Below are 25,786 nucleotides of genomic sequence, written 5' to 3'. Positions count from 1 at the left end.
CGGGGGGCCCGGGGCTCGGCGCGCCCTGCCGCCGCCCCGAACCTCATCGCCCAGCTCAGGGGTGTCCCGTAGGGCGTCGGACAGGTGATCCTAGGGGGCATGGACAAAGCTGACGAAGCTGTGGAGATGCCCGACTGGGAGAAGCGGTTCCGTGCGCCGCGGGTCTCCCTGCCCGACTGGGCCGAGGACGCGCCCGACCGCTCGCTGTTCGTGTCGAACGCGACCGGCACGTACGAGCTGTACGCGTGGGACCGCGCGAGCGGTGCGCAGCGGCAGGCGACGGACCGGCCGAACGGCACGACGGACGGCGTGCTCTCGCCGGACGGGGCGTGGATCTGGTGGTTCGACGACAAGGACGGGGACGAGTTCGGGGTCTGGCGCCGCCAGCCCTTCGGGGGCGGCCCCGACGAGCCGGCCGTACCGGGCCTAGCGCCCTCCTACCCGGCCGGGCTGGCACTCGGCCGGGACGGGCGGACGGCCGTGGTCGGCCGGTCGACGGACGAGGACGGCACGACGATCCACCTCGCCCGCGCCGGTGAGGCACCGGTGGAGATCTACCGGCACCGCGAGTCCGCCGGCGTCGGCGACCTCTCGCACGACGGCACGCTGATCGCCGTCGAACACACCGAGCACGGCGACGCCATGCACAGCGCCCTGCGCGTGCTGCGCCCGGACGGCACGGCCGTCGCCGACCTGGACGACACCCGCGGCGGCACCGAGGAACTGGGCCTGGAGGTGCTGGGCTTCGCCCCCGTCGACGGCGACACCCGCCTCCTCATCGGCCACCAGCGCCGGGGCCGCTGGGAGCCCCTGGTGTGGGACGTGGCGAGCGGCACCGAGACGGACCTCCCGCTGGACCTGCCCGGCGACGTGGCCGCCGAGTGGTACCCGGACGGCTCCGCCCTGCTGATCGCCCACGGCTTCGAGGCCCGCAGCGAGCTGTTCCGCTACGACCTCGCCACCCGCGAGCTGGACCGTATCCCCACCCCGCCCGGCACCGTCTCCGGGGCGACCGCCCGCCCGGACGGCAGCGTGGAGTACCTGTGGTCCTCGGCCGCCGAGCCGCCGGTAGTCCGCTCCACCAGCGGCGAGGTCGTGCTCGACCCGCCCGGCCTGAAGTGCCCGCCGTCGGTCGCGGTGGAGGACGTGTGGGTGGACGGCCCCGGCGGCCGTATCCACGCCCTCGTCCAGAAGCCCGCCGGTGCCACCGGTCCCCTGCCCACCGTGTTCGACCTGCACGGCGGCCCCACCTGGCACGACAGCGACTCCTTCGCGGCGGGCCCGGCGGCCTGGGTCGACCAGGGGTACGCCGTGGTCCGCGTCAACTACCGCGGCTCCACCGGGTACGGGCGCGCCTGGACCGACGCGCTCAAGCACCGGGTCGGCCTGATCGAGCTGGAGGACGTGGCCGCGGTGCGCGAGTGGGCCGTCTCCTCCGGTCTCGCCGACCCCGAGCGCCTCGTCCTCACCGGCGGCTCCTGGGGCGGCTACCTCACCCTCCTCGGCATCGGCACCCAGCCGGAGGCGTGGACGGTGGGCATCGCCGTGGTGCCGGTCGCGGACTACGTCACCGCGTACCACGACGAGATGGAGGCGCTGAAGGCCATGGACCGCACCCTCCTCGGCGGCACCCCGGAGGAGGTCCCGGACCGCTTCGCCGCGTCCTCCCCGCTGACCTACGTCGACCAGGTCAAGGCCCCCGTCTACATCTCGGCCGGCGTCAACGACCCCCGCTGCCCCATCCGCCAGATCGACAACTACGTCACCCGCCTGAACGACCGGGGCGCCCCCCACGAGGTCTACCGCTACGACGCCGGCCACGGCTCGCTGGTGGTGGACGAACGCATCAAGCAGGTCCGGCTGGAGATGGACTTCGCCCGGCGGCACCTCGGGGGCTCGGAGAAGTAGGACGGGGGTTCGGAGAAGCAGGACGGGGGCTCGGAGAAGCAGGACGGCTCAGCCGAGTTCCGCCAGGCCCCGGCGGGTCGCCGCGATCACCACCCGGTCGTCCTTCGTGAGGAGGCGGCCGGGTGGGGTGTCGGCCTCGCCCTCCACCGCGAGGGCACGCCAGACACCGGGTTCGAAGGCGGCCGCCAGGGTGCGGCCCACCAGCTGGGGGCGGTCGGCGACGTCCACGGAGGCGAAGAGGAGCACGCGCCGCTCCACCGGGACCGCGCCCAGGACCCGGCGGCCCAGCATCGCTCCGGCGAAGGCGGGTGCCGAGAGGTACGAGACGCTGCGGCTGCGGGTCGTGGCCAGGGGGTGGGCCACGCGCAGGGTGCGGTAGACGGCGGTGGCGAAGTCGTCGTCGTACAGGCGCAGCACCGCGCGGAGGTCGGGGCGTACCCCTCGGGCGTACAGGACGGCCTCCAGGTTGGTGGTGTCCGCGCTGGTCACCGCGAGCAGGGCGTGCGCCCGGTGGATCTTGGCCGCCTCCAGTACGCCCTCCTGCGTGACGTCCCCGATCACCACCGGCACCCGCAGCCGCCGGGCCACCGCGAGCCCGCGCGCCTCCGGGTTGCCCTCCACGCACACCACCGGGATGTGCAGCTCCCGCAGCCGGATCAGCACCCGCGTACCGATCTTCCCCAGCCCCAGCAGGACGACATGCCCGCCGAGCCCGCGTGGTGGCTTCCGGAGCGCGGACTGCGTACGGAAGGTGCCCAATCCCTCCAGTACCGCAGCCAGTAGCACCGGAAGCAGCAGCAACCCGACCAGTCCGGACAGAAGTTGGAGGATCTGGCGGCCCAACGGCTGTCCCAGGGCGGGTTCGTCGATGGCGAAGAGGTCCAGCAGGGTCAGATAGAAGGCGCCCAGCGGGTGGATGCCGGTCACGATCGACAGGGCCACCGCGAGCGCGATCACGCAGCCCGCCAGCACGGCCAGCGACCACCTCAACTGCTTGGAGAACAGGGAGGAGAGGGGCGGCACACCGCCCACTCCGAGCCCGTTCCCCGGCGCCGCTCCCTCCGCCGCCGAGAACCGCTCCAGCAGCACCGTGGACCGGCCGCCGGCCCGCCGTACCTCCTCGTCGTCGGGCAGCAGCACCGGGCCCTCGTCGTCGCCGTCGGCGGACAGCAGCGCCAGCGTGCACAGGCCGCGCGGGGCGGGTACGCCGGACGGGGGCGAGATCCGCTCCACCGCCCGCAGCAGCAGCCCATCCGCCTGGATCACCTTGCCGGTACCGGCCACGGCGGTCGCCGCGAGCGCGGGCGCGGCGGTGTCGGCATCGGAGAGCACGGAGGTGGCCGCGTCCCGGACCGCCTCGTCGTCCTCACCCACCAACACGGCCGCCTGATCGAGGAGTTCCTCGATGTGCTGGCCCAACCGGCGGTTGTACAGCCGCAGTACGAGCCGCAGGCGCGGGTTCAGCCGCCGAGCGGTGAGCGCGGCACGGATGTTGGTCTCGTCGTCCTCGTAGACCAGCGCCAGCGCGGCCGCCCGCTCCACCCCCGCCTCGGCGAGCACCTGCTCGGTCAGGAACTCGGTCTCCAACACCCGTTCCCCGCCCCGGGGCCGGTCTCCCGCACCGGACTCGCTCCCGGCCGGAGAGGTGCCTCCGCCCCGGCCGACCGCCACCCCGACCACCCGGTCGAAGAGCGCCGCCGGAGCCGACCGGGGCCGCCCGACCACGGGCCGCCGCGCGGTGCGCGCGTTCGGCGGCACGACGAGGACGACCTGCTCGCCGTAGACTCCGCGCAACTCGGCGGACAGCCGGTGCGCGAGACCGTCGTCCCCGCACACCACCATCGGCGCCGACGCGCCACCTGGACCGCCCTGATACGGAACGCTGTTCGCCACGAGGGGAAAGACTGCCCCAAGAAGGCGGACGGTTCCAGCCATCACCTGAACGGGCCCGGCCGCGGCCGCGTACCGCAGAGCAGCCGCACCCAGCCGGAGGTACCCCAGCCGTGGCCAGCACCGAAGACGCCCCGCCCGGCGAACGGTCCACCGGCACCGGCACCAGGCTCAGTTCCCCCCTCGTACTGACCCTGGTGCTGCTGCTCGCCGTACTCGCCCAGGGCCCGATCCGGGGCGCGCTCGGCACCCCGGTGATGCAGAGCTGGACCACGGTGTTCGTCGCCGTGACCGTGCAGGCGCTGCCCTTCCTGGTGCTCGGGGTCCTGCTCTCCGCCGCCATCGCCGTCTTCGTACCGCCCGCCTTCTTCGCCCGCGCCCTGCCCAGCCGGCCCGCCCTCGCCGTGCCGGTCGCGGGGATGGCTGGCGCTGTACTGCCGGGGTGCGAGTGCGCGTCGGTGCCGGTGGCGGGCGCGCTGGTGCGGCGGGGCGTGACCCCGGCGGCCGCGCTGGCGTTCCTGCTGTCCGCGCCCGCGATCAACCCGATCGTGCTCACCGCCACGGCCGTCGCCTTCCCGAACGCCCCGGAGATGGTCCTCGCCCGGTTCGCCGCGAGCCTGCTGGTGGCCTGCGCGATGGGCTGGCTGTGGCAGCGGCTCGGCCGCGCCGACTGGCTGCGCCCGCCCGCGCACGGCGCGCACGAGGGCGGGACGAAGGGGGAGACCTTCTGGAACTCCGTCCGCCACGACACCATGCACGCGGGCGGCTTCCTGGTGGTCGGTGCGATGGCCGCCGCCACGCTGAAGGCCCTCGCCCCGGCGGAGTGGCTCCGCACGGCCGCCGGCAACCCCTTCCTCGCCGTCCTCGCCCTCGCCGTGCTCGCCGTGGTGCTGTCCATCTGCTCGGAGGCGGACGCGTTCGTCGCCGCCTCGCTGACCGACTTCTCCCCGACGGCCAAGCTGGTGTTCCTGGTGGTGGGCCCGATGATCGACCTCAAGCTGTTCGCCATGCAGGCGGGCACCTTCGGCCGCGGCTTCGCGCTGCGCTTCGCCCCGGCCACCTTCGCGCTGGCCATCACGGGCGCGCTGGTCACCGGGGCGGTGCTGCTGTGAGCCGCCAGGCGCAGGCCGCCGTCATGTTCCTGCTCGGCGGGGCGCTGCTGCACGCGGGGACGACCGACCTCTACCTCCGGTACGTCAAGTCCGGCCTCCAGCCGCTGCTGTTGGCCGCGAGCGTCGTGCTGATCGCGGCCGCGCTGGCCACGGTCTGGTACGAGCGGAAGCGGGCGAAGGCTCACGGAGGACACCCGGAGCCGCGTGTGGCCTGGCTCCTGGTGCTGCCCGTCCTCGCCCTCATCCTCATCGCCCCGCCCGCCCTCGGCTCCTACAGCGCGGTACGCACCGGTACGGCACTCCAACCCCCTTACGGACTCGACCCGTTGCCCGCCTCGGACCCCGTCCGCCTGAGCGTGGTCGACTACGCCTCCCGCGCCGCCTACGGCCACACCCTGCGCGGCCGCACCGTCCGCGTCACCGGCTTCCTCGCCCTGGACGCGCACGGCACGCCCTACCTGGTCCGCATGGCCCTCAACTGCTGCGCCGCCGACGCCCAGCCGGTGAAGGTCGGCCTGACGGGCCAACTCCCGCCGGTGCTACGGCCGGACGCGTGGATGGAGGTGACGGGGGTGTACGCGCCCCGGGTGACGCGCGACCCGGTCAACAACGGGTTGATCCCGTATCTGCGGGTCACTTCGGCGCGGCCGGTGCCCGCTCCGGCTGATCCTTATGACGAGACGTGGAACAAGTGAGGGGTGCCGGCGGGCTGAATCCCGGCAACGCCTGACAGCCCGGCGACGAGCCGTCGTCCGCGTCGGCGGCTGGTCCGCCCGCTTCGGCTCCGTGGACCGCGCGCCCTCCGGCACCACTGGCCTCGCGGTCGGGTCGCCGGGCAGCGCCGGGCAGCGCGCCGGGTCCGGCGGGCGGCCTTGGCGACCGTGGTGGGCGCCGCTGCTCCGCGATCCCACGAGCCTTGGGGCCGGCCGGGCAAGCGCCGACCGGCGATCCGGGCGTCGTCCGGCGAGATCCTCGCACCGGTCAGGGGGTCATCAGGGGGGCAGAGGATCAGGCGGTCAGTTCAGGCAGAGGACCAGCAGGCAGAGGTGGGAGGGGGACGGGGAGGCCGACGGGGTCGGGGAGGCCGTGGGGGTGGGGGACTGCGACTCGGGGGCCGTCGTCGACGGGGTGGTGCTTGGGGACTCCGTCGTGGTGTCGGGAGTGGGGGTGCTCTGCGTCGGGGTGGGGGACTGCTCCGTCGGGGCCAGGGGGGAGGTGGGGGTGGCGGAGTCCGGCGCGGGCGCGGTGCTGTGGGGGAGGGGGAGCAGCGAGCGGGAGTGCGGGAGGACGGAGGGGGACGCCGAGCGGGACGGCTTGGACGGCTTGGACGGCTCCGGGGAGGCGGTGCGCGGTGCGGTGGGGGCCTTGGAGCGGGGCGCGGAGGGGGCCGTGTGCTCGGCGCCTGTGTGCGGTGTGCTGCTCGGGGTGGCCGAGCCGTGAGTCGGGGACGGCGTCGGTGCCGGGAGGCCGGCCGTGGCCTCCGGTCCCGTACCGCCCATCGGGCGCTCGCCCTGCGCCGCCGTGGTCCGGGTGCGGTCGGTCGGCTGGTGGTTCAGCGCGGCGAAGGTCAGGCCGCCGCCGACCAGGGCCACGGCGGTCGCCAGGACGGCCCGGCGGCGGGACTTCCTCCAGCGGGTCTGCTCACGGCGCCGGGCCGCGCGACCGGTGCCCGCGGGCACCTCGGCCGGGGACTGCGAGTGCGGGCGCGGGGCGGCCGGCGGGGGCACCGACCTGCCGCGGCGGGACGCGGCCGAGGGGGCGTCCTCCTCGCCGGGCTGCCGGACGGCGTACGTGCTCGGGCGGACCGGCATCGGGGCCAGGTCCGGGGAGGCGCAGGCGCCGCAGCCGGGGCAGACCAGGGCGCCGTTCAGATGCCGACGGCAGGCGGAGCAGTAGTCCATTCGCGGTCTTCCTGGGTCGACGGGCGCGGGTGAGCGGCCGCCACCGTAACGGGGCTTTCAGAAGACTGTGTGCGCCCCATGTGGCCCTCCTGCACACATTCCCGGCGGATTCCAGGTGGCCGGAACCTGTGTGGCCGGAACCCGTGTGGGCGCACCCCATATGGCCGGACCCCATGTGCCCGCACCCCATATGCCTGCACCCCATGTGGCCCGGTGACGCAGGTCACACCTCCACATGTCACACCAGAGCCGCACCACCCGTCGTAACCGTGAATCCAACGGAACCGGCCCACAGGAGTGCAGCAATGGACGCTCGCCTCAACCCCTTCGCCATCCCCGCCGCCGCCAAGGTCATCAAGCACATCAACGCGGCCGGAAAGGTGGTCTCGGACTCCACACTCCCCGCCGCCACCCAGGAGCTCGTGAAGATCCGCGCCAGCCAGATCAACGGCTGCGGCTTCTGCCTCGACATGCACACCAAGGAGGCCGCGCACGCGGGCGAGACCCAGCAGCGGCTGAACATGGTCGCCGCCTGGCGCGAGGCCACCGTCTTCACCGACGCCGAGCGCGCCGCCCTCGAACTGGCCGAGCAGGGCACCCGCCTCGCCGACACCCCGGGCGCCGTCACCGACGAGGCGTGGGCGAACGCGGCCAAGCACTACGACGAGGACCAGCTCGCCGCCCTGGTCTTCCTCATCGGCCTGATCAACACCTACAACCGCATGAACGTCATGATCCGCATGCCCGCCGGGGATTACCAGGTCGGCCAGTTCGCCTGAGCCGTACGGAGCCGACGCACCCGCCACACGCGCCCGCTCCCTCGGGCATCCGGAGGCGAGTCGGCGTGTGCGCCCCGCCGCGCGCACGCCGCTCGCTTATCGTCGGCCAAACACCGACATCCGGAGTGAAAATGGGAAAAACGGATGAGCTGGTGGGAGTGGTCGACGGGGCTGCGACGGTCGTCACGCCCACCGCTCCACCGGCCCGCCCCAGCCCCGTACGGCCCCTGCTCGCCCTCACCGCCGCGGCGGCCGTCGGGATCACGGTGCTGCTGCTCGCCCGCGCCGGGGTGCTCGACCGGCCCGCCGTCCAGGCATGGCGCACGGTCTGCCTGGCGATCACCGTGCAGGCGCTGCCCTTCCTGATCCTCGGCACCGTGCTGTCCGGCGCGATCAACGCCTTCGTCCCGGCCGACCTGTTCACCCGCGTGCTGCCCAAGCGGGCCGCGCTCGCCGTACCGGTGGCGGGGATGGCGGGCGCGGTGCTGCCGGGGTGCGAGTGCGCGTCCGTACCGGTTGCCAACAGCCTGATCCGGCGGGGCGTCACCCCGGCCGCCGCCTTCGCCTTCCTGCTGTCCGCGCCCGCGATCAACCCGATCGTGCTCACCGCCACGGCGGTCGCCTTCCCCGGCAACCCCGCGATGGTCGCCGCCCGGCTGCTCGCCTCGCTGGCCACCGCCGCCGTGATGGGCTGGCTGTGGCTCTGCTTCGGCAAGGAGAAGTGGCTGCGCCCGGCCGTACGGCACACCGGCCACCAGCACGGACACAGCCGCTGGGCCGAGTTCCGCCAGGGCTTCCAGCACGACTTCCTGCACGCGGGCGGCTTCCTGGTGCTCGGCGCGATGGCCGCGGCCACCTTCAACGTCGCCGTGCCGCGCACCGTGCTCGACACCTTCTCCGGCTCGCCCTGGCTCTCCGTGCTCTTCCTCGCCGGACTCGCCGTCCTGCTCGCGGTCTGCTCGGAGGCCGACGCCTTTGTAGCGGCCTCCCTCACAGGCTTCTCACCCACAGCCCGGCTCGCTTTCATGGTGGTCGGCCCCATGGTGGACCTGAAGCTGATCGCCCTTCAGGCGGGCACCTTCGGCCGCGCCTTCGCCGTACGGTTCTCCGCCGCGACGACGGTCGTCGCCGTCACCGCCAGCGCCCTGATCGGAGGCGCGCTGCTGTGAGACGCCTCGCCCAGACCGCCCTGCTCGCCCTCATCGGCGCCGGCCTGCTGCACACGGCCCTCTTCACCGACCTCTACCTGCGCTACGTCAAGGAGGGCCTGCGCCCCGTCCTGATCGCCTCCGGCGTCGTCCTGCTGCTCCTCGCCGCGGTGAACGCGTACTTCGACCTGCGCCGACCGGAGACCCCCGAGCACGCGCCCGCCCATGAGCACGGCCACGACCACTCCACCGCCCCCCGGGTCGCCTGGCTCCTCGCCCTCCCCGCCCTGAGCCTCCTGCTGTACGCCCCGCCCGCCCTCGGCGCGTACACGGCCGCGCACTCCAACGGGAAGCCGGTGCCGACCACCGCGCGGGAACGGTTCCCCGCGCTCCCCGCGACCTCCCCGCTCCCTCTGACCCTCACCGGCTTCACCCAGCGCGTCCAGCAGGACCCCACGCTGGCGATCAAGGGCCGGTCCGTCCAGCTCACCGGGTTCGTCACCCCGGCCGGGTCCGGCGGCGGCTGGTACCTGACCCGGATCATCTTCACCTGCTGCGCCGCCGACTCCCAGACCGTCAAGATCCGCGTGTACGGAGCCGACGCCCCGCCCGCCAACACCTGGCTCGCGATCACCGGCACCTGGCACCCGGCGGGCCGCCTCGGCACCAAGACCGCCCAGGCCGCGCTCGACATCCGCGAGACCCACCCCATGGCCCAGCCGGTCAACGCCTACACGGACGACCTCCCCCTCACGCCCTCGTAGCCGCGCCCCACCGCGCCCCCCGCGATACCCTGATGACCGGCCGCGCCTCACCGTGCGGCGCGGCGGTGGGGCTCGCCGTACCCGAACCGCGGCATCGACGCCGCCAACAGTCCCTACTTGCGATGGAGTGCGCCCGCGTGCGCGGGCCCCGGCGAGTAGGAGACGTACGCCCATGACAGCACCACGACCCACGACGAACGAACCCGTCGACCCCGACATCGACCTGCGCTCTCCCGCCCAGTGGCAGGAAGCCTGGCGGGGGCAGGGCCCGGTCGTGGCCGTGGTCGCGCTCGGCGGCGCGATCGGCGCGACGGCCCGGTACGCGGCGTCGCTGCTGTGGCCGGTGGCGAACCCCGGCTTCCCCTGGACCACCCTGCTGGTCAACGTGACCGGCTGCGCGGTCATCGGCGTCTTCATGGTGCTGATCAGCGAGGTGTGGACGGCGCACCGGCTGGTCCGGCCGTTCTTCGGCACCGGCGTGCTGGGGGGCTTCACCACGTTCTCCACGTACGCCGTCGAGATCGAACGGCTGGTGGACGCCGGTGAGGCGCGCACCGCCCTCGCGTATCTGGCCGCGACCCTCTTCGCGGCCCTCGGCTCGGTCGGACTCGCGGTCGCGCTCACGCGCCGCGTCCTGGCCTGGAGGCAGCGATGACCACGACACGGCTGACCGGCGACGCCCTCAGGGTGACGGTCTTCATCGGCGAGCACGACACCTACCACCACAAGCCGCTCTACAGCGAGATCGTGCACCGCGCGCACGCGGCCGGCCTCGCGGGCGCCAGCGTGTTCCGGGGCATCGAGGGCTTCGGCGCGTCCTCCCTGATCCACACCGCCCGGCTGCTCTCGCTGAACGAGGAACTGCCGGTGGCGATCGTGATCGTCGACACCGGGGAACGCGTACGGGCGTTCCTGCCGCAACTGGACGAGCTGGTGGGGTCGGGGCTGGTGATCCTGGACGACTGCCAGGTCATCCGCTACGCCGGCAGCCACTCGGGCCGCCACTCGCGCCGGCACTCGGGACACTCGGGCAAGGAGAAGAAGGCGTGAACTGGCTGCTGGTGATCATCGGAGGCGCGGCCGGAGCCCCCCTGCGCTACCTCACCGACCGCGCCGTCCAAAAACGCCACGACGCCGTCTTCCCCTGGGGAACTTTCACGGTCAACGTCCTGGGCTGCTTCATCCTCGGCCTGCTGACCGGCGCGGTGGTAGCGGGCGCCGCCACCTCCCACGTCCAACTCCTCATCGGCACCGGCCTCTGCGGCGCCCTCACCACGTACTCCACCTTCTCCTACGAGACCCTCCGCCTCACGGAGGACGGAGCGAGGTTCCTCGCGGCGGCCAACGTGGTGGCGAGCGTGGTCGCGGGGCTGGGAGCGGCCTTCGTGGGGACGGCGTTCGCAGAGGCGGTCTGGGCTTGATGCCGACTCCTACGATGTCTGCCTGAGCCCTCTTGGAGGAGACGTCCCGATGCCCCTTGAACCCTGGTCGGCCCACCTCCTCAACCCCCAGGGCCTGAAGGCGATTTACGGCGCCACGCCTCCACCCCTCACCGCCGTACGCCTCCGGCAGCTCACCCTCCACGAGGACGGCCCCGCCCTCACCCTCCGCCTCGACCTGCCGTATCCCGCCGACCCGCCCCGGAAATGGGCGGCTCAGGGCTTCAACACCGTGCAGATCGAGCTGGCGTTCACCGGGCTGAGCGCCCTCACCCTGCACGGCTTCGGCACGGAGATCACGGCGGACGTCGTCCTCACGGCGGCCGGGGACGGGGTCGCCGTACGCGTCACTGCCCCCGCGACCCACGCCGAAGCGGTCGCCCGGACCGTCCACTTGGCGACGCTGAGGGCCTACGCCGAGGAGTGACGGCGAGTGCGTTCTCCCGCAGGTCCGCCTCCCCGCGCAGCATTCTGGTGAACCAGGCGCCGTAGCGGTTCCCCCACCGTCGGATTGTCTGATCGTGATCTTTACACGGCTGACCAGGGCCTCGTTGATCCATTAACGTCTAGCCGCACGTGGCTGACGAGATCCACCGCGGCCACCGTGGACCGGCGCGGCAGTGTCCGGCCACGAACGGGGGCGCCGCACGGCGGCACACAATCGCATCAATGAGGGGGCGTGGCGTGGGGGCATTGACCCGGACGTCGACTGAAGCATTGCGTGGACGCGGCCGCCGCAGTGGGGGCGGGGGTCTCGCGGCCGGTGCGACCGCCATGATTCTGGCGGTCGCAGGAACAGCGGTCCCGCTCGCCACGGCCGCGCAGGCCGCCCAGATGACGACCGCGGGGAACCCGTCCCAGGAGGTCGTGATCCCGCGCGCCGACCGGGCCACACCTCGTGTGGACACCCCGCTGGCGGCAACCGGCACCGGCTTTCTGCACCAGCAGGAGGGCAGCGACGGCTACACCTGGACCGACTTCGCGAGCGGCACCCAGACGCAGGTGCCCGGCCTGCAGACCCTGCCGGCCAACGCGCTCGTACGTCCCGTCGGCGCCGGTGGCGACCTGCTCGCCATCTCACCGAGCCCGGCCCGGGGCGCAGCCTGGTACACCTTGCTCGATCCGCACACCGGTGAGCGGCGGGACGTACAGCTCCCGGCGCACCACACCTTCCGGGGGACCGTCGGCGGCAAGGTGCTGGCACTGGAGTCGGCGACCAGCACCACCAGCTCCGCCGGGGCGCTTCTGGACCCGGGAGCCTCCGCCGCGCAGCCGCTGCAGATCACCGGGCTGCCCGAGGGTGCCAGTTTGAGCAGCCTCTCCCTGCAGCAGCAGGCCACGGACGACCGCGGCGCGGTGATCTCCTTCCGGCAGGACGGCGCGTACCGCTACGGCCTGCTCGACCCTGCGACGGCCGTGATCACCCCGCTCCCCGAGGCGATGAGCGGCGAGGGACTCAACATCCTGCTGAGCGCCGACCGGATCGCCTGGTGGGGGCACGGCTACGCCGGCCTGCGCTGGCTGCCGCGAGGGGACTTCTCCTCCGGTACGGAGGAGTTTCCGCTCCCCGACGACGCGTTCCCTCTGGCGCTGCTCGGCGACACCCTCCTGACCTCTTCCCCGGACACCACCTCGGGTACCGCGCTCGGCCGGCGGCTGACCGCCCGGCCGCTCGACGGCACGGAGCCGACCACCGTGCTCGACCACCTCGCGCTCGTATCGGACTCTCCGCCCCAGACGGCGGACGGAAACGCCCTGTTCGTCGGCGGTACCGGCAGCGGCGACTGGGCGGTGCACCGCTTCACCGCGCGCCCCGAAGGGACACCGGCACACGAGGTGGCCCAGCCGCTGCCCCCGGTGTCCGCCAAGCTTCTGGGACTGAGCCTGTACCGGGGCACTCTCGGCCGGGTGGACAGCACCGAGGGCAGGATCTCCATCCATCAGCAGGACATCGGCACCGGGCCGGTTCCTGTCGCGGGAGCGGCCGAGCCCCTGCCCGTGGGCATGCCCTCGTCCACCGTGCGCTGCGCGACGGGTGAGGACTGCGTACGGGTGGTGGAGGGCAACGAGTACGGGGTCTCCTTCCTCTCCGAGACGGGCGGGCGAACATACCTGGAGACCCGGGTGGACCCCTACACCTCGCACGTGCGGGTGCAGTTGCCCGGCAGCGGCGGCGAGGTCCGGGACGCCTCCCCCTCGTACGTGGTGGTGGACGGCGGTTCCCCGAAGACCCAGTACGTGATCGACCCGGGCTACGGCCGGGTGATCCGCAGCCGCCCGGTGCAGGCCGCGGCGCTCTGGTACTCCACCCTGTGGAGCGCGGCCCCCGCCGCCCCCGGAACGCTGACCGCGGAGCGGCTGACCTCGGACGCCACCGTGCCCGGCAAGCCCGTGCGCACCGTGCGGACCGGCGCCGCCTGCGTGCCCACCGAGCTGCAGGCGACCGCGCGATGGCTGTACTGGTCCTGCGGTGCCGACAAGCAGGCCGGCGTGTACGACCTGACGAACAATCACGGTTTCACCGTGCCGTCGGGCCCCGCCATGCTCGGCGACGGTTACGTGATCCGGCACGACCGTGCGGCGGGCGAGCTCAAGCTGACCGACTTCCACACCGGCAGCCCGCTCGCGGAGCGCTCCTTCGCCGCCCTCCCCACCGGCCCGCTCGCGGACGACCGCGGGATCACGTGGACGGTGGACAAGTACAGCGGTCATGTCGCCTACGCGGACGCCGACCGCCGCGTCCACGTGGCGGCGGACGGCGTGCCGGACTCCGCCCCGGTCGTGGGGGAGGAATACACCAACGGAAACGTCGCGCCGAGGACGCCCTCGTCGTACTACTCGACCTGGACGGCCTCGTTCCATCTGAGCCGCCCCGTGGACTCCTGGCAGGTGGACATCGTCCAGAAGGCGACCGGGCGCAGGGTGGCCACACTGAGGGGCGGAGCCGTACGAAGCCGCTACGCCCTCCAAGCCTCATGGAACGGCAGGGAGCCGAACGGCGCTCTCCCCCCGAGTGGCACCTATACCTACCAGTTGACCGCTCGCGTCGGCGGCGGGACCGCGCCGGTGAAGGTGGGAAGCGGCCTCCTCCAGGTGATGTGCGGCGCCCTCCCGACCCATGTCTACGACTGCGACGGCTTCCCCGACATGGTGGCGGTCCGCAAGGACGGCCGGACCGACTCGTGGGAGGGGCATCCCCAGGGGCACTTCTACAACCGCAGCTACACCGCTGACTGGCCGGCATCCTCCACCCTGGTGCCGGTCGGCGACATCAACGGCGACGGGTACGCGGACATGCTGGTCCGCAACTCTGCGGGCGAGTTGCGGGCGTACTGGGGCTTCGGGCAGGTGTACTTCGCCCGGGGAAGCAACAAGTCCACCCTCCTCGGCAAGGGCTGGAACACGTACGACCTGCTGACCTCGGCCGGGGATCTCAACCGCGACGGCCACTTTGACCTGTTGACCCGTGACCGGTCCGGAGCCCTGTGGTTCCACGCCGGCACCGGTAAGGGAACGTTCAAGTCCCGGGTGCGCGTCGGTACCGGACTGTCCGGCTATACGGCGCTGGTGGGAGTGGGCGACCTCAACGGCGACAAAACCGGCGACCTCCTGGGCCGGGACAAGGCCGGCAACCTCTACCGCTGGTACGGAAACGGAAAGGGCGGCTTCGGGGGGCGAGTGAAGATCGCCTCTGGTTTCCGCACGTACAACGCGCTGGTCGGTGTGGGCGACCTGACCCAGGACGGGCGCAACGACCTCGTCGCCCGCGACACCGCGGGCAACCTCTACCGCTGGGCGGGCAACGGCAAGGGCGGCTTCGGCGGACGTGTGAAGATCGGCACTGGCTGGGGCGTCTACAAGGCGCTGTCCTGACGGCCGGGAACGACGCGGTACTCGCGACCGCCACGCCCCGCACGTGACAAGGGTGTGACGGGTATGAACTTGTCCGCTCTCGTCGCAGTCGTGATGATGGCGGGATGTCTGAGAACGGGGACCGGATAGCGGGTTCGGGCACTGCACCCGCGCAGGCGGCGGAAGTGGCGGCCCGTAGACGGGAGTTCGCCGAGCTGCTCGGTGAGTTCCGCCGTACCCCCGTTCTCGTACCGCTGGGCGCTGATCCGGGCGGCGAACAAGCGCTGCTGACCGCCGACTTCAACGGCATCCGCTTCATCCTGGCCTTCTCCGACGAGCAGGCCCTCGCCCGATACGCCATCGCTCGCGGGGAGTCGGCACGGGAGTGGACGTACCAGCGGATTCTGGGCGCCCGCCTGCTGGACGTTGCCGTGCCCGCGGCAGGCGTGCCGTGCGGGGTGGCGCTGGACTGTGCGGACGGTTCGGACGGGATGGTGTTCCCGCCGGTGGCGGGGATCGTGCCGGACGGCGCGGCGGTGGACCTGGACGACGGAACGCGGCACGGGGGTGCGGTATGAGCGGCGAGGGCGGGATGGATCTCCAGGCGCAGGGCCTGGAGGAGATCGCCAAGGGCCTGACGGAGGCGCTGGGCGAACTGGGCGAGCTGGGCATGGTCGGCGCGGCCGGCGCGGGCCGGGGTTTCTCCGGGATCGCCCTGTCGGGGCTGGAGTTGGGTCACGAGGCTCTGACGGGTGAGCTGAAGACGTTCTGCGAACGCTGGGAGTGGGGCGTACGGGCCCTGGTCGCGGAGGGCAACGCGTTCGCGCTGAAGACGAACCTGTCGGCGGGCACGTACTACGAGACCGAGAAGTACCTCGAGGGCAGTGTGAAGGTCGTGGCGAACTCGGCGGTGGGCAACCCGTACGCCTCCGAGGAGGACGTGGAGAAGATGGGCTGGGGGGACATCGCCAAGTCCGGTCACAGCGTGGACTATTCGCAGGAGTCCTTCGAGCAGGCGTGGGAGAACAGCAAGCAGGGCTGGAAGGACGCGGGCCGGGACGCGATGACCTCGCACATGATCGGCACGGTCCCGGTCACCCCGGAGAACCTGCACGGCGGGCTGGGGGTGTCCGACGAGCAGTACGACCAGTTCCTGGACGACACCTTCGGCCCGTCACCGGAGGCCCGCGCGAAGGCGGCCGAGCAGCAGGGCGGTGAGGGCTGATGGGGCTGGGGGACATCACCAACTCGCTGCTGGGCGGCGCCGAGGACCTCTACGACAAGGGCAAGAAGAAGGTCGGCGAGTTGGTCGACGACGGCACGGACAAGCTGGGCGGCGCGATGGACCGCGTCGGCCTGCACGACTGGGCCGACGGTGTGGAGGACTGGGGCGACGACATCGCCTCCGACCTGGGCGCGACACCGGGCGAGCAGCAGCTCGGCGACACCGAGCAGGCCGACGAACTCGTGCACGGCAAACCGGAGAAGATCCGCGAGAGCGCCAAGCACCTGAAGGACTTCCACGGGGCGTTCGACAAGGTCGGCTCGGGCCTGAAGAAGATCGACTCGGCGGGCTGGAAGGGCGAGGGCGGCAACGCCTTCCGGGAGAAGTTCGGCGTCCACCCCGCCAAGTGGGCGCACGCGGCCGAGGCATGCGGATCGGCGGCGGGCGCGCTGGAGCGGTACGCGGACACGGTCACCTGGGCGCAGAAGCAGGCCGCGGAGGCCGTCGAGCTGTACAAGAAGGGCACGAAGGCGTTCGACGACGCGGCCGACGACTTCAAGCGGAAGGCCGCCGCCTACAAGACCAAGGCCGACGCGGGCGACGACCCCGGACCGGTACCGAAGCAGGACATGCAGGCGGGCAAGGCCGACCGCGACGCGGCCGTGGCCAAGCTGAACGAGGCCCGCAAGCAGCGCAACACCGCCGCCGCGGAGGCTCAGGGCAAGGTCAGGGCGGCCCTCGCGCACGCCCCGGCCGAACCCCCGCCGCTGGAACGCCTCGGCAACGACTTCACCGACGGCTTCCAGGCCGCCAACACCGAGCTGACCCACGTCGTCGGCGGTGCCCTGAAGGGCACGGGCGGCCTGGTCAACTTCGCCCGCGGCCTCAACCCCACCGACCCGTACAACCTCACCCACCCGGCGGCGTACCTCCAGAACGTCAACATGACGCTGTCGGGCCTGGTCTCCACCGCCACCCACCCCGAACGCACGGTGCAGGCCGTGGTGGACGGCCTGAAGAAGGACCCGTCGGAGTTCGTGGGACGCCTGATCCCGGAACTGGTGGGCACCAAGGGCGCGGGGCTGGCGCGGGGCGGGCTCCGGCTCGCCATGAAGGAGGGCGCGGAGGAGGCCGCCAGTCAGGGCATCCGCCGTACCGCCCGGAACGTGGTCGAGAAGGACGCGGACGACGTGGCCCGCCGTCCGGGCGAGAAGGTCTGTGAGAAGGACCCGGTCGACGTCGCCACCGGCCGCATGGTGCTGCCGCAGACCGACGTGGCCCTGCCGGGCGTGCTTCCGCTGCTGGTCAAGCGGCAGTTCGAGTCGTCGTACCGGCTGGGCGGCTGGTTCGGCCCGTCCTGGTCCTCCACGCTGGACCAGCGGCTGGAGATCGACACCGAGGGCGTGGTGTTCGTCGGCGAGGACGGCCTCGTCCTGGCCTACCCGCACCCCGCGCCCGGTGTGCCGACCCTGCCCGCGCACGGCCCGCGGTGGCCGCTGGACCGGGTGGAGGGCGGCTACACCCTCACCGACCCGGAGTCGGGGCACACGCGTCATTTCGCCGACCGCTCCGACACTCTCGCGGTCCTCGAACAGCTCGACGACCGCAACGGCAACTGGATCACCTTCGAGTACGACGCCGACGGCGCGCCCCGCGCCCTCGTCCACAGCGGCGGCTACCACCTGGGGATATCCACCGCCGAGGGCCGCGTCACCGCCCTGCGCCTGGCGGGCGCCGACCAGGAGCTGATCCGCTACGGCCACACCGACGGCCACCTCACCGAGGTCACCAACTCCTCCGGCCGCCCCACCCGCTTCACCTACGACGAAGCGGCCCGCATCACCTCCTGGACCGACACCAACGACAGCCACTTCACGTACGGCTACGACGACCAGGACCGCTGCACCCACCAGTCCGGCGCCGAGGGCGACCTGCGCTCCACCTTCACCTACGGCGAGCCGGACCCGTCCACCGGCGACTCCGTCACCAGCATCACCGACTCCCTCGGCCACACCAGCCACTACCGCGTCAACCGCCACTGCCAGGTCGTGGCCGAGACCGACCCGCTCGGCGCCACCACCCGCTACCAGCGCGACCGCCGCAACCGCCTCCTGTCGGTGTCGGACCCCCTCGGGCACACCACGGAGTTCCACCGCGACGCCGACGGCAACCCGCGCACGGTCGTCCGCCCCGACGGCCGTGAGACCCGCGCGGAGTACGACGCGCTCGGCCTCCCGGTGAAGGTGACCCGCCCGGACGGCACCACCGTCCACCGGGCGTTCGACGACCGCGGCAACCTCACCTCGGCGACGGACGCGGCGGGCCGGACCACGCACCTGGCGTACGACGGCGCCGGCCACCTCGTCTCCGTCACCGACCCGCTCGGGCACACCACCACCATCGCCGCCGACCGCGCCGGCCTCCCGCTGCGCGTCACCGACCCGCTCGGCGCCACCACGTCCTACGAGCGCGACGCCTTCGGCCGCCCGGTCACGATCACCGACCCCACCGGCGCGGTGACCCGCCTGGAGTGGACGGTGGAGGGCCACCTGGCCCGCCGTACGGCGCCGGACGGCACGACCGAGTCATGGACGTACGACGGCGAGGGCAACCGCACCACCCACACCGACGCCCTCGGCGCGGTGTCCCGCTTCGAGTACACCCACTTCGACCTCCTGACGGCCCGCACCGGCCCGGACGGCGTCCGCCACGAGTTCACGTACGACACCGAGCTGCGCCTGACGGAGGTCACCAACCCGCAGGGCCTGAAGTGGAGTTACGCGTACGACCCGGCGGGACGCCTGGCCACGGAGACGGACTTCGACGACCGCGCGCTCACGTACGCATACGACGCCGCGAGCCGCCTCACCGCCCGCACCAACGCCCTCGGCGAGACCATCGCCTTCGAGCGGGACGAGCTGGGCCGTACGGTCCGCAAGGACGCGGCGGGCGCGGTCACCACGTACGCCTTCGACCTCACCGACCAACTGGCCGAGGCGGTGGGCCCGGACGGCACTACCCTCCAGATCCTCCGTGACCGTTACGGCCGAACGGTCTCGGAGACGGTCGACGGCCGAACGCTGACGTACACGCACGACACCCTCGGCCGCCGCACCGGCCGCACCACCCCCACCGGGGCCACGACCACCTGGTCCTACGACGCGGCGGGCCGTCGCACCGGCATGGTCGCCTCGGGCCACAGCATCGACTTCACCTACGACGCGGCAGGCCGCGAAGTGGGCCGCCACATAGGCGAGTCACTGTCCCTGGAGCACACCTTCGACGTGCTGGGCCGCATGAAGGCCCAGTCGGTACGGACGGCGAGGGGTGGCCTGGTCCGGCATCGCGCGTACGAGTACCGGGCGGACGGCAACGTCACCCGCATCGACGAGGACCTGTCCTCCCGCACCTTCGACCTGGACGCCACCGGCCGGGTCACCGCGGTCCACGCGGACGGCTGGACGGAGCGGTACGCGTACGACGAGGCCGGCAACCAGACCGAGGCGAGCTGGCCGTCGACCCACCCGGGCGGCGAGGCGACGGGCCCGCGCACGTACACGGGCACCCGCATCACCCGGGCGGGCGGCATCCGCTACGAGCACGACTCCCTGGGCCGCACGGTCCTCCGCCAGAAGACCCGCCTCTCCCGCCGCCCGCACACCTGGCGCTACGAGTGGGACACCGAGGACCGCCTGACAGCGGTGACCACCCCGGACGGCACCCGCTGGCAGTACACCTACGACCCCCTGGGCCGCCGCACGGCGAAGCTCCGCATGGCGGGCGACAGGGTTGTGGAGCGCGTCGACTTCACCTGGGACGGCACGACCCTCTGCGAACAGACCACGACGTCCACCGAGTTGCCCCACCCGGTCACCCTCACCTGGGACCACCAGGGCCTCCACCCCGTCACCCAGACGGAACGCATCACCTCCGCCTCCGACACGGAAATCGACTCCCGCTTCTACGCCATCGTCACCGACCTGATCGGCACCCCGACAGAACTGGTCGACGAACAGGGAGAAACGGCTTGGCGTACCCGCAGCACGCTGTGGGGAACGACGGCTTGGGCGGCGAACAGCACGGCGTACACGCCGTTGCGCTTCCCCGGCCAGTACTACGACCCCGAGACGGGTCTGCACTACAACTACTTCCGGGTTTATGACCCGGAGACGGCGCGGTATCTGAGCTCCGACCCTCTCGGCTTGCAGCCGGCGCCCAATCCGGACACCTACGTCGGGAACCCGCTCACGTGGAGCGATCCGCTCGGCCTCACGCCCTGTCCGGCGCGAGGCGGCATGGACTACATGAGCGACAACCGTATTCCGGCAGGCTCCCCGGTGACGCACGGAGAAACAGCTACGCTGGTCGGTGAGGACGGACCGAGCGTCAGGAATTTCCGGAATGTCCTTAACGAGGGTGAGCACGACGTGGTTGCTCATGGATCACGAGACGGGTTCTTGGAGACCCCCTACGGTCCGGTGAACGGTGGTCAGCTCGTGGACGCCATCCGTAATAACCCGAATTACAATGGAGGGCCACTCCGTCTCATGGTGTGCCACTCCGGAGCGGAAAGTTCGGGCATCGCGCAGCAGATAGCCAACGAAATGGGGGTCACCGTGAGGGCGCCCACAGACCGGGTCGGTACGAATCCGCTACTCGGTCCAGGACAGGTTGCGCAGATCGACAACGGTGGGCATTGGCGGATCTTCCACCCCGCCACCGGAGGGTGAGATGAAACTGATCGGTTTTTACCAGGAAATGGACTCGGCGTATGCCGCGGACTGGGGCGGCTCCATACCGCCGGCCGAGTCGGGTGCGGGAAAGTATTCGCCGGCGGATGTCGTCCGCTATCTCAAGGCCGGATACCCGATACTCGATGTCATGGAGTTGACCGTCGACGTAATTGGTGATGCTTTTCGGGTGCCGGGTGGATCTTCCCTGCTCTCCGATGGAGAATTCGTTTGGCGTGAAGATCTGGCGGCATATGTGGAGAAGTACCGCATCGATCTGCCTCACGACTTCCTCGAGAACGCCGAACGTCACAACTTCCAGATCCCCGCCGCGGATCGGGATGCACTCCTGCGGCTCTCCGTCGAGGCAAGTCGATCGCTGGGGTTCGAGCCACGGTCGTGAGGAGTCGTCCCGACACCGGGCGACCTGTCGGCCACTTCGCGCGGAGGTGACCGAGGTGTGGAATCGGCTCGGAGGGCGAGGCGGCCCAGAAGCGCGGGATGAAGGGGTCATCGGGCAACGGTCATGGGACTCGACGGGCCCGCCGAGGGCCGACATTCCCGCCTTGCGCCGGAGCCGGCGCATCGTCAGCGCCCCTTCCGGCACGGAGGCGACGGCATGACCGACCCGCTGCGCGACCCGCGCTTCTTCGCCGACCCGTACCCGACCTACGCCGCTCTGCGGGACGCGGCCCCGGTGCGCGAGGTGCCCACCGGTTCGGGCGGGCACCCCAGCTACCTGGTCACCGGGTACGCGGAGGCCCGGCAGGCGTTCGCCGATCCCCGGCTCTCGAAGGACACCGCGCGGTTCTTCGCCGGCCGGCCGTCACGGCGCGACCTCCATCCGGCCGTGGCCCGGAACATGCTCGCCACCGACTCCCCGGAGCACGGACGCCTGCGGTCGCTGGTGACGAGAGCGTTCACCACCGGGGCCGTGGCGCGGCTGCGCCCGTACATCGCCGGCCTGGTCGACGAGCTCCTCGACACCTGGCCGGAGCACGGACAGACGGACCTCGTGGAGAGCCTCGCGGTCCCCCTCCCGGTCACCGTCATCTGCGAGATGCTCGGGGTGCCCGAAGCCGACCGCCCGCTCGTGCGGACCTGGTCGGGCGAGCTGTTCGCCGCCGGAGAGCCCGAGCGGACCGACGCCGCCTCCCACGCCATCGGCGGCTACATGACCGACCTGGTCGCCGCCAAGCGCGCCGCGCCCGGGACGAGTCTGCTCGACGACCTCATCGCCGTACGCGACGACCAGGACCGGCTGACGGAGGACGAGCTCGTATCGATCGCCGTGCTCCTGCTCGTGGCCGGCCATGAGACCACCACCAATTTCATCGGCAACGCCGCGCTGGCGCTGCTCCAACACCCGTATTCCTGGAGCCGGTTGCGGAAGGAGCCGGAGCTACTGCCGACCGCGCTGGACGAGTTGCTGCGCTTCGACTCGCCGGTCGGGATCGCCACGTTCCGCTACAGCATCGAGGAACTCACGCTCGGCGGCACCGTGATTCCGGCGGGTGTTCCCGTGCTGATCGCGCCCGGCGCCGCGAACCGGGACCCCGTGCGCTTCCCCGCCCCGGACCGTCTCGACCTCGACCGATCCGCCACGGGCCACCTCGCCTTCGGCCACGGCATCCACCGCTGCCTGGGCGCTCCGTTGGCCCGAGCCGAGGCCGAACTCGCCCTGGGCGCCTTGATCTCCCGCTACCCCGACGCCTGCCTGGCGGTCCCGACGGATTCACTGACGTGGCGCCACACTCGCCTGATGCGGGGGCTGGTGTCGCTGCCGCTGCTGGTGTAGAGGGGATGGCCCGGGTGAGATGGGTCATAGAAAAAGTGCGGGTGTTGTGAACAACCGTCCGTGTCCGTCCGGTTTCACTCCGCGGCACCCGCCTCTGCTGACCGGAGACCAGGAAACGGAACCGGTCGTCCCTTTACCCGGCATATAACCTGCATGAGATCCAGGCCCACCGCTTTTCTCGCGGACCGGTGCTCGTTCGGCGGTGTTTCCTCCGCCTCTCTCATCGGGGAAGGTCCCTCTGTGAAGCTTCGTCATTCCCTCGCCGCGGCCCTCGCCTGCACGGTGGCCGCGCCCCTCGCGCTGTGCGCCGCCGCCCCGGCGCTGGCCGCCGGGGCGACCCCGGCCCAGACGCGGAACCAGCCGACGTACGAGGAACTGCAGGCAGCCGCGGCGGCCGCGGCGAAGGCGCACACGGCAGCCGTCACCGCCGAGGCGGAGGGCCGCAAGGAGGTCGAGGCGAGCCTGGACGCCCTGGACTCCCCCGAGCACCCGCTCAAGGCGGCCGCGATAGCCGCGGAAAAGGTGGCGAAGGCGGCGGCCTCCGCCAAGAACGCGGCCGACGAGCGCGTCACCAAGGCCAAGGCCGAGCTGGAAGCGGCCGAGGGCGACACCGAGAAGGCCGCGGCCCAGCAGGCCCTGACGACGGCCGAGGCCGACCTGGCGACGGCGGTCAAGGACCAGCAGACGGCCGACGCCGAACTGGAGAAGGCCGACACCGCGGTGGACGACGCCAGGGTCGCCGCGACCCGCAAGTACGGCATGCTGCAGGCCGACCTCGACCGGACCAGCAAGGCCCAGACGGCCGCCGACGCCGCGCTCGCCGCCGCCAAGGAGTGCGTCAGGGAGAACGGCCTGACCGCGCTCGCCCAGGGGCTCCCCTCCAAGGTCGTCGCGGGGAGCACCGTCGGCTTCACCCTGAGCGTGACCAACGGCACCGAGCGCACCCTGGACGTGGACCCGCTGGTGTTCCTCCACGCGGCCGCCGAGGGCGCCGGTGCGAAGAACCTGCTGAAGGCCGAGTGGGCCGACGGCACCGCCTGGCGGACCCTGAGCGCCGACCAGCCCGAGCACATCGGACGGATCGACAGCCTGCCGCCCCGCGGCCACCGAGACGTCAAGATGCGCCTGACGGTCGACGCCTCGGCCCACAAGAGCGCCGGGCTCGCCCTGTTCGCGGGCGACGCCTCCGACGCGTACAACCCCTGCGTCCTGGGCCCGATGAGGCGCTACGACCTCGAAATCCTGCCCGCGGGCAGCGCCCCCGGCCGGGTCGAGGACGCCAAGCCCGGCCGTCCCGGAAAGAACGACGACACACGCCCGACCACCGCGAAGCCCGGCAAGGGCAACAACACTTCGCCCCAGGGCGGCGCGGCCGGGCCAGCGCCCACGCCCTCCGCCGTCGGCGCTCTCGCCTCGACCGGCGCGAACTCCGCGACCCTGCCGCTCGCCCTGGCAAGCGCCGCCGCCGTGGCGATCGGCGCCGGAGCACTCATCGCGGTACGACGCCGCAAGGCCGCCGACAACGCCTGACTTGGTGTTACGGCTCTCGGGGTGGCATGGGGGGCGGGTCAGGCGTCCAGGCGGCGCCCCGCGAGCCAGGTGACGATCTCGGGGTCGTGGTGGTCGAAGAACAGCGAGGCGCCGGTTTCGAGGGTGGCGCCTCGCTCTCTACGCGGGCCTGGACGACTGGCCGGCCAAGCACCGCAACCTCGCCCGCTACCTCTTCCTCCACCCAGCGGCCCGTGACCTCATCACCGACTGGGACCGGCAGAACGCCGCCTGCGTCGCCCGCCTGCACGCCATCGCCGGCACCGCCCCGGACGCCCCCGACCTCACCAACCTCGTCGGCGAACTCCTCCTCAAAAGCCCCGACCTCGCGGGCCTGTGGGAACGCTACGAAGTGACCGGACGCAAGCCGGCCCACAAGACCTTCCAGCACCCCCAGGTCGGCACGGTCACCCTCACCTCGCAGTCGCTGCACGTCGAAGGCACCCCCGGCCAGCGCATCGGCGTCTACACCGCCGGACCCGGCACCCCCGACCACGACGCCCTGCTCCTCCTCGACCTGACCGCACCCTCCATACCCGGCTCAGGCCCCTCGCACAGAAGCACCTCATCCCGACAGAGCTGCCCCCCCCAGGGAGAGGAGGGGCTCATGTATTGGCCACTGGGAGCCTGATTCCGAAGTCGGCTCCCGGGCGGCTCCCCGGAGAAGGACGCCAAAAACCCGCCAGGGGCCCGACCCGCTCTCGCGGATCAGGCCCCTGACGGGTAACACGGCTGTCGGGGTGGCGGGATTTGAACCCACGACCTCTTCGTCCCGAACGAAGCGCGCTGCCAAGCTGCGCTACACCCCGATGTCGCTCGCTGTCGCTGCGACGTCGTTTACTTTAGCCCACCGGGGGCCGGAGGCGAAATCCGGTTCAGACTCGGCGGCGGACCGGGGTGGGGCGGGCGTGGTCGAGGATGATCAGCACCAACGCGCAGGCGTAGATCGCCAGGCCGAGAAGGAGCGCGTTGGCCAGGGTGTGGCGGTAGCCGTGGGCCGTGACGTCGAGGAAGGGGTAGAGGTAGCGAGTGGGGGAGGCCGAGGAGACGACCGTCGCCCGGCTCAGGGTGAAGATCAGGTATGCCAGCGGGAACAGCAGCCACGCCGCCGCCTGGCGCAGGTGCATCCGCGAGGCCGGGGTCAGCAGGAGCCAGTCCAGTACCGCCGCCAGCGGGATCAGCGTGTGCAGGACCTGGAGGGCGGCCCACTGGGCGTGCCACCTCGCCGGGGGCGCCGTCGCGTCCGTCATGGCGAACGGAGGTGTCGTGTGGGCCAGCAGCAGGTGGTACACCAGCGCGCCGGTCACCGCGTACAGCAGCACCGCGCCCGTCACCGAGGCCGGGAGCGCGCGGCGCGGACGCCAGGATCTCGACGCCGACAGGAGCATGACCACCGCCAGCAGGACCGTGCTCTGCACGCTGAAGTAGCTCAGCGCGCGGGCCGGGCCGGCCAGAAGGATCTCCAGGGCCACCCCGGCCGCCGCCAGCAGCGCGGTGAGCAGGCGGAACGCCGCCACCAGGGGCCGTCGGACCGGGGCCACCACCGCCGTCACCGGCACGAATGACGGCTTCAGTACGGGCGTGCTCTCCCAGGGGATCGCGGGCAGATCCGGGATCTCCCTGGGCACGGGCGGTATCGGTACGGTCATGCCCTCACGCTAGGCAGGAGGGCGAAACGCGGCCATTCAGGGC

Annotated in this window: 20 protein-coding genes, 1 tRNA gene and 1 pseudogene; 18 read left to right on the top strand and 4 right to left on the bottom strand. The window is 72.1% G+C overall.

The annotated features are described in order from the left end of the window. Positions 1 to 99 precede the first annotated feature (99 nt). On the top strand, positions 100 to 1,908 hold the full coding sequence (locus tag ACIGA3_RS16810; protein WP_399715801.1) for a prolyl oligopeptidase family serine peptidase: 1,809 nt from the start codon (positions 100 to 102) through the stop codon (positions 1,906 to 1,908). A 48-nt stretch (positions 1,909 to 1,956) separates the two neighbouring features. On the opposite strand, the gene ACIGA3_RS16805 is transcribed toward ACIGA3_RS16810, so the two are convergent. Next, positions 1,957 to 3,750: an NAD-binding protein gene (locus tag ACIGA3_RS16805; RefSeq protein WP_399716653.1), complete on the bottom strand. Its 1,794-nt coding sequence runs from the start codon at positions 3,748 to 3,750 to the stop codon at positions 1,957 to 1,959. 161 nt (positions 3,751 to 3,911) lie between these two features. Between ACIGA3_RS16805 and ACIGA3_RS16800 the strand changes: the two genes are divergently transcribed. Both ACIGA3_RS16800 and ACIGA3_RS16795 read left to right on the top strand, forming a co-directional pair. After that, on the top strand, positions 3,912 to 4,910 hold the full coding sequence (locus tag ACIGA3_RS16800; protein ID WP_399715798.1) for a permease: 999 nt from the start codon (positions 3,912 to 3,914) through the stop codon (positions 4,908 to 4,910). Then, on the top strand, positions 4,907 to 5,605 hold the full coding sequence (locus ACIGA3_RS16795) for a TIGR03943 family putative permease subunit (protein WP_399715795.1): 699 nt from the start codon (positions 4,907 to 4,909) through the stop codon (positions 5,603 to 5,605). The genes ACIGA3_RS16800 and ACIGA3_RS16795 overlap by 4 nt, the downstream gene beginning before the upstream one ends. Positions 5,606 to 5,926: 321 nt before the next feature. On the opposite strand, the gene ACIGA3_RS16790 is transcribed toward ACIGA3_RS16795, so the two are convergent. Beyond that, the gene (locus ACIGA3_RS16790; RefSeq protein ID WP_399715792.1) at positions 5,927 to 6,811 is read right to left on the bottom strand and encodes a hypothetical protein; all 885 of its coding nucleotides are present in this window, start codon (positions 6,809 to 6,811) and stop codon (positions 5,927 to 5,929) included. Between the two features lie 305 nt (positions 6,812 to 7,116). Here ACIGA3_RS16790 and ACIGA3_RS16785 point away from each other — a divergent pair, with 305 nt between their 5' ends. The 15 genes and pseudogenes from ACIGA3_RS16785 to ACIGA3_RS16715 all read left to right on the top strand — a co-directional run. Continuing rightward, positions 7,117 to 7,590, top strand: coding sequence for a carboxymuconolactone decarboxylase family protein (locus ACIGA3_RS16785; protein ID WP_399715790.1), 474 nt, complete (start codon positions 7,117 to 7,119; stop codon positions 7,588 to 7,590). 131 nt (positions 7,591 to 7,721) lie between these two features. Further along, a complete protein-coding gene (locus tag ACIGA3_RS16780) occupies positions 7,722 to 8,759 on the top strand; it encodes a permease (RefSeq protein ID WP_399715788.1) in 1,038 nt (345 codons plus the stop codon). Then, positions 8,756 to 9,502, top strand: coding sequence for a TIGR03943 family putative permease subunit (locus tag ACIGA3_RS16775; protein ID WP_399715786.1), 747 nt, complete (start codon positions 8,756 to 8,758; stop codon positions 9,500 to 9,502). The genes ACIGA3_RS16780 and ACIGA3_RS16775 overlap by 4 nt, the downstream gene beginning before the upstream one ends. A 172-nt stretch (positions 9,503 to 9,674) precedes the next feature. After that, entirely contained in the window at positions 9,675 to 10,157 is a 483-nt protein-coding gene (gene crcB / locus ACIGA3_RS16770; RefSeq protein WP_399715783.1) for a fluoride efflux transporter CrcB, read from the top strand. After that, entirely contained in the window at positions 10,154 to 10,552 is a 399-nt protein-coding gene (locus tag ACIGA3_RS16765; protein ID WP_399715782.1) for a DUF190 domain-containing protein, read from the top strand. Before crcB (ACIGA3_RS16770) ends, ACIGA3_RS16765 begins: the two co-directional genes overlap by 4 nt. Continuing rightward, positions 10,549 to 10,923 carry a fluoride efflux transporter CrcB gene (crcB, locus tag ACIGA3_RS16760; protein WP_399715780.1) on the top strand — a complete coding sequence of 125 codons (375 nt, stop codon included), beginning with the start codon at positions 10,549 to 10,551 and terminating at the stop codon, positions 10,921 to 10,923. The genes ACIGA3_RS16765 and crcB (ACIGA3_RS16760) overlap by 4 nt, the downstream gene beginning before the upstream one ends. 49 nt (positions 10,924 to 10,972) lie before the next feature. After that, positions 10,973 to 11,368, top strand: a complete 396-nt coding sequence (locus ACIGA3_RS16755) for an Imm50 family immunity protein (protein ID WP_399715777.1) — start codon at positions 10,973 to 10,975, stop codon at positions 11,366 to 11,368. A gap of 347 nt (positions 11,369 to 11,715) precedes the next feature. After that, entirely contained in the window at positions 11,716 to 14,814 is a 3,099-nt protein-coding gene (locus ACIGA3_RS16750) for an FG-GAP repeat domain-containing protein (protein ID WP_399715775.1), read from the top strand. A gap of 104 nt (positions 14,815 to 14,918) precedes the next feature. After that, positions 14,919 to 15,371, top strand: a complete 453-nt coding sequence (locus tag ACIGA3_RS16745) for a hypothetical protein (RefSeq protein WP_399715772.1) — start codon at positions 14,919 to 14,921, stop codon at positions 15,369 to 15,371. Continuing rightward, positions 15,368 to 16,018, top strand: a complete 651-nt coding sequence (locus ACIGA3_RS16740; RefSeq protein WP_399715770.1) for a hypothetical protein — start codon at positions 15,368 to 15,370, stop codon at positions 16,016 to 16,018. Before ACIGA3_RS16745 ends, ACIGA3_RS16740 begins: the two co-directional genes overlap by 4 nt. Next, on the top strand, positions 16,018 to 20,748 hold the full coding sequence (locus ACIGA3_RS16735; RefSeq protein ID WP_399715767.1) for a putative T7SS-secreted protein: 4,731 nt from the start codon (positions 16,018 to 16,020) through the stop codon (positions 20,746 to 20,748). The genes ACIGA3_RS16740 and ACIGA3_RS16735 overlap by 1 nt, the downstream gene beginning before the upstream one ends. 1 nt (position 20,749) lies before the next feature. Then, positions 20,750 to 21,151: a hypothetical protein gene (locus ACIGA3_RS16730; RefSeq protein ID WP_399715765.1), complete on the top strand. Its 402-nt coding sequence runs from the start codon at positions 20,750 to 20,752 to the stop codon at positions 21,149 to 21,151. Positions 21,152 to 21,367: 216 nt separating this feature from the next. Further along, on the top strand, positions 21,368 to 22,546 hold the full coding sequence (locus ACIGA3_RS16725) for a cytochrome P450 (protein WP_399715762.1): 1,179 nt from the start codon (positions 21,368 to 21,370) through the stop codon (positions 22,544 to 22,546). 240 nt (positions 22,547 to 22,786) lie between these two features. Then, positions 22,787 to 24,076 (top strand): hypothetical protein, encoded by a 1,290-nt coding sequence (locus tag ACIGA3_RS16720; protein WP_399715759.1) that lies wholly within the window; start codon positions 22,787 to 22,789, stop codon positions 24,074 to 24,076. Between the two features lie 130 nt (positions 24,077 to 24,206). Then, positions 24,207 to 24,725: pseudogene (locus ACIGA3_RS16715) on the top strand (transcriptional regulator); the annotation flags it as partial. Positions 24,726 to 24,829: 104 nt separating this feature from the next. Here ACIGA3_RS16715 and ACIGA3_RS16710 read toward each other — a convergent pair. Beyond that, a tRNA-Pro gene (locus ACIGA3_RS16710) sits at positions 24,830 to 24,903 on the bottom strand. A 66-nt stretch (positions 24,904 to 24,969) separates the two neighbouring features. Beyond that, entirely contained in the window at positions 24,970 to 25,743 is a 774-nt protein-coding gene (locus ACIGA3_RS16705; RefSeq protein ID WP_399715757.1) for a Pr6Pr family membrane protein, read from the bottom strand. Between the last annotated feature and the right edge of the window lie 43 nt (positions 25,744 to 25,786).

Source organism: Streptomyces sp. NPDC085596 (genome assembly GCF_044541565.1).
Lineage (GTDB): Bacteria > Actinomycetota > Actinomycetes > Streptomycetales > Streptomycetaceae > Streptomyces.
The sequence above is the reverse complement of the archived record's forward strand: the minus strand, read 5'-3'. Positions and strand labels throughout refer to the sequence as shown.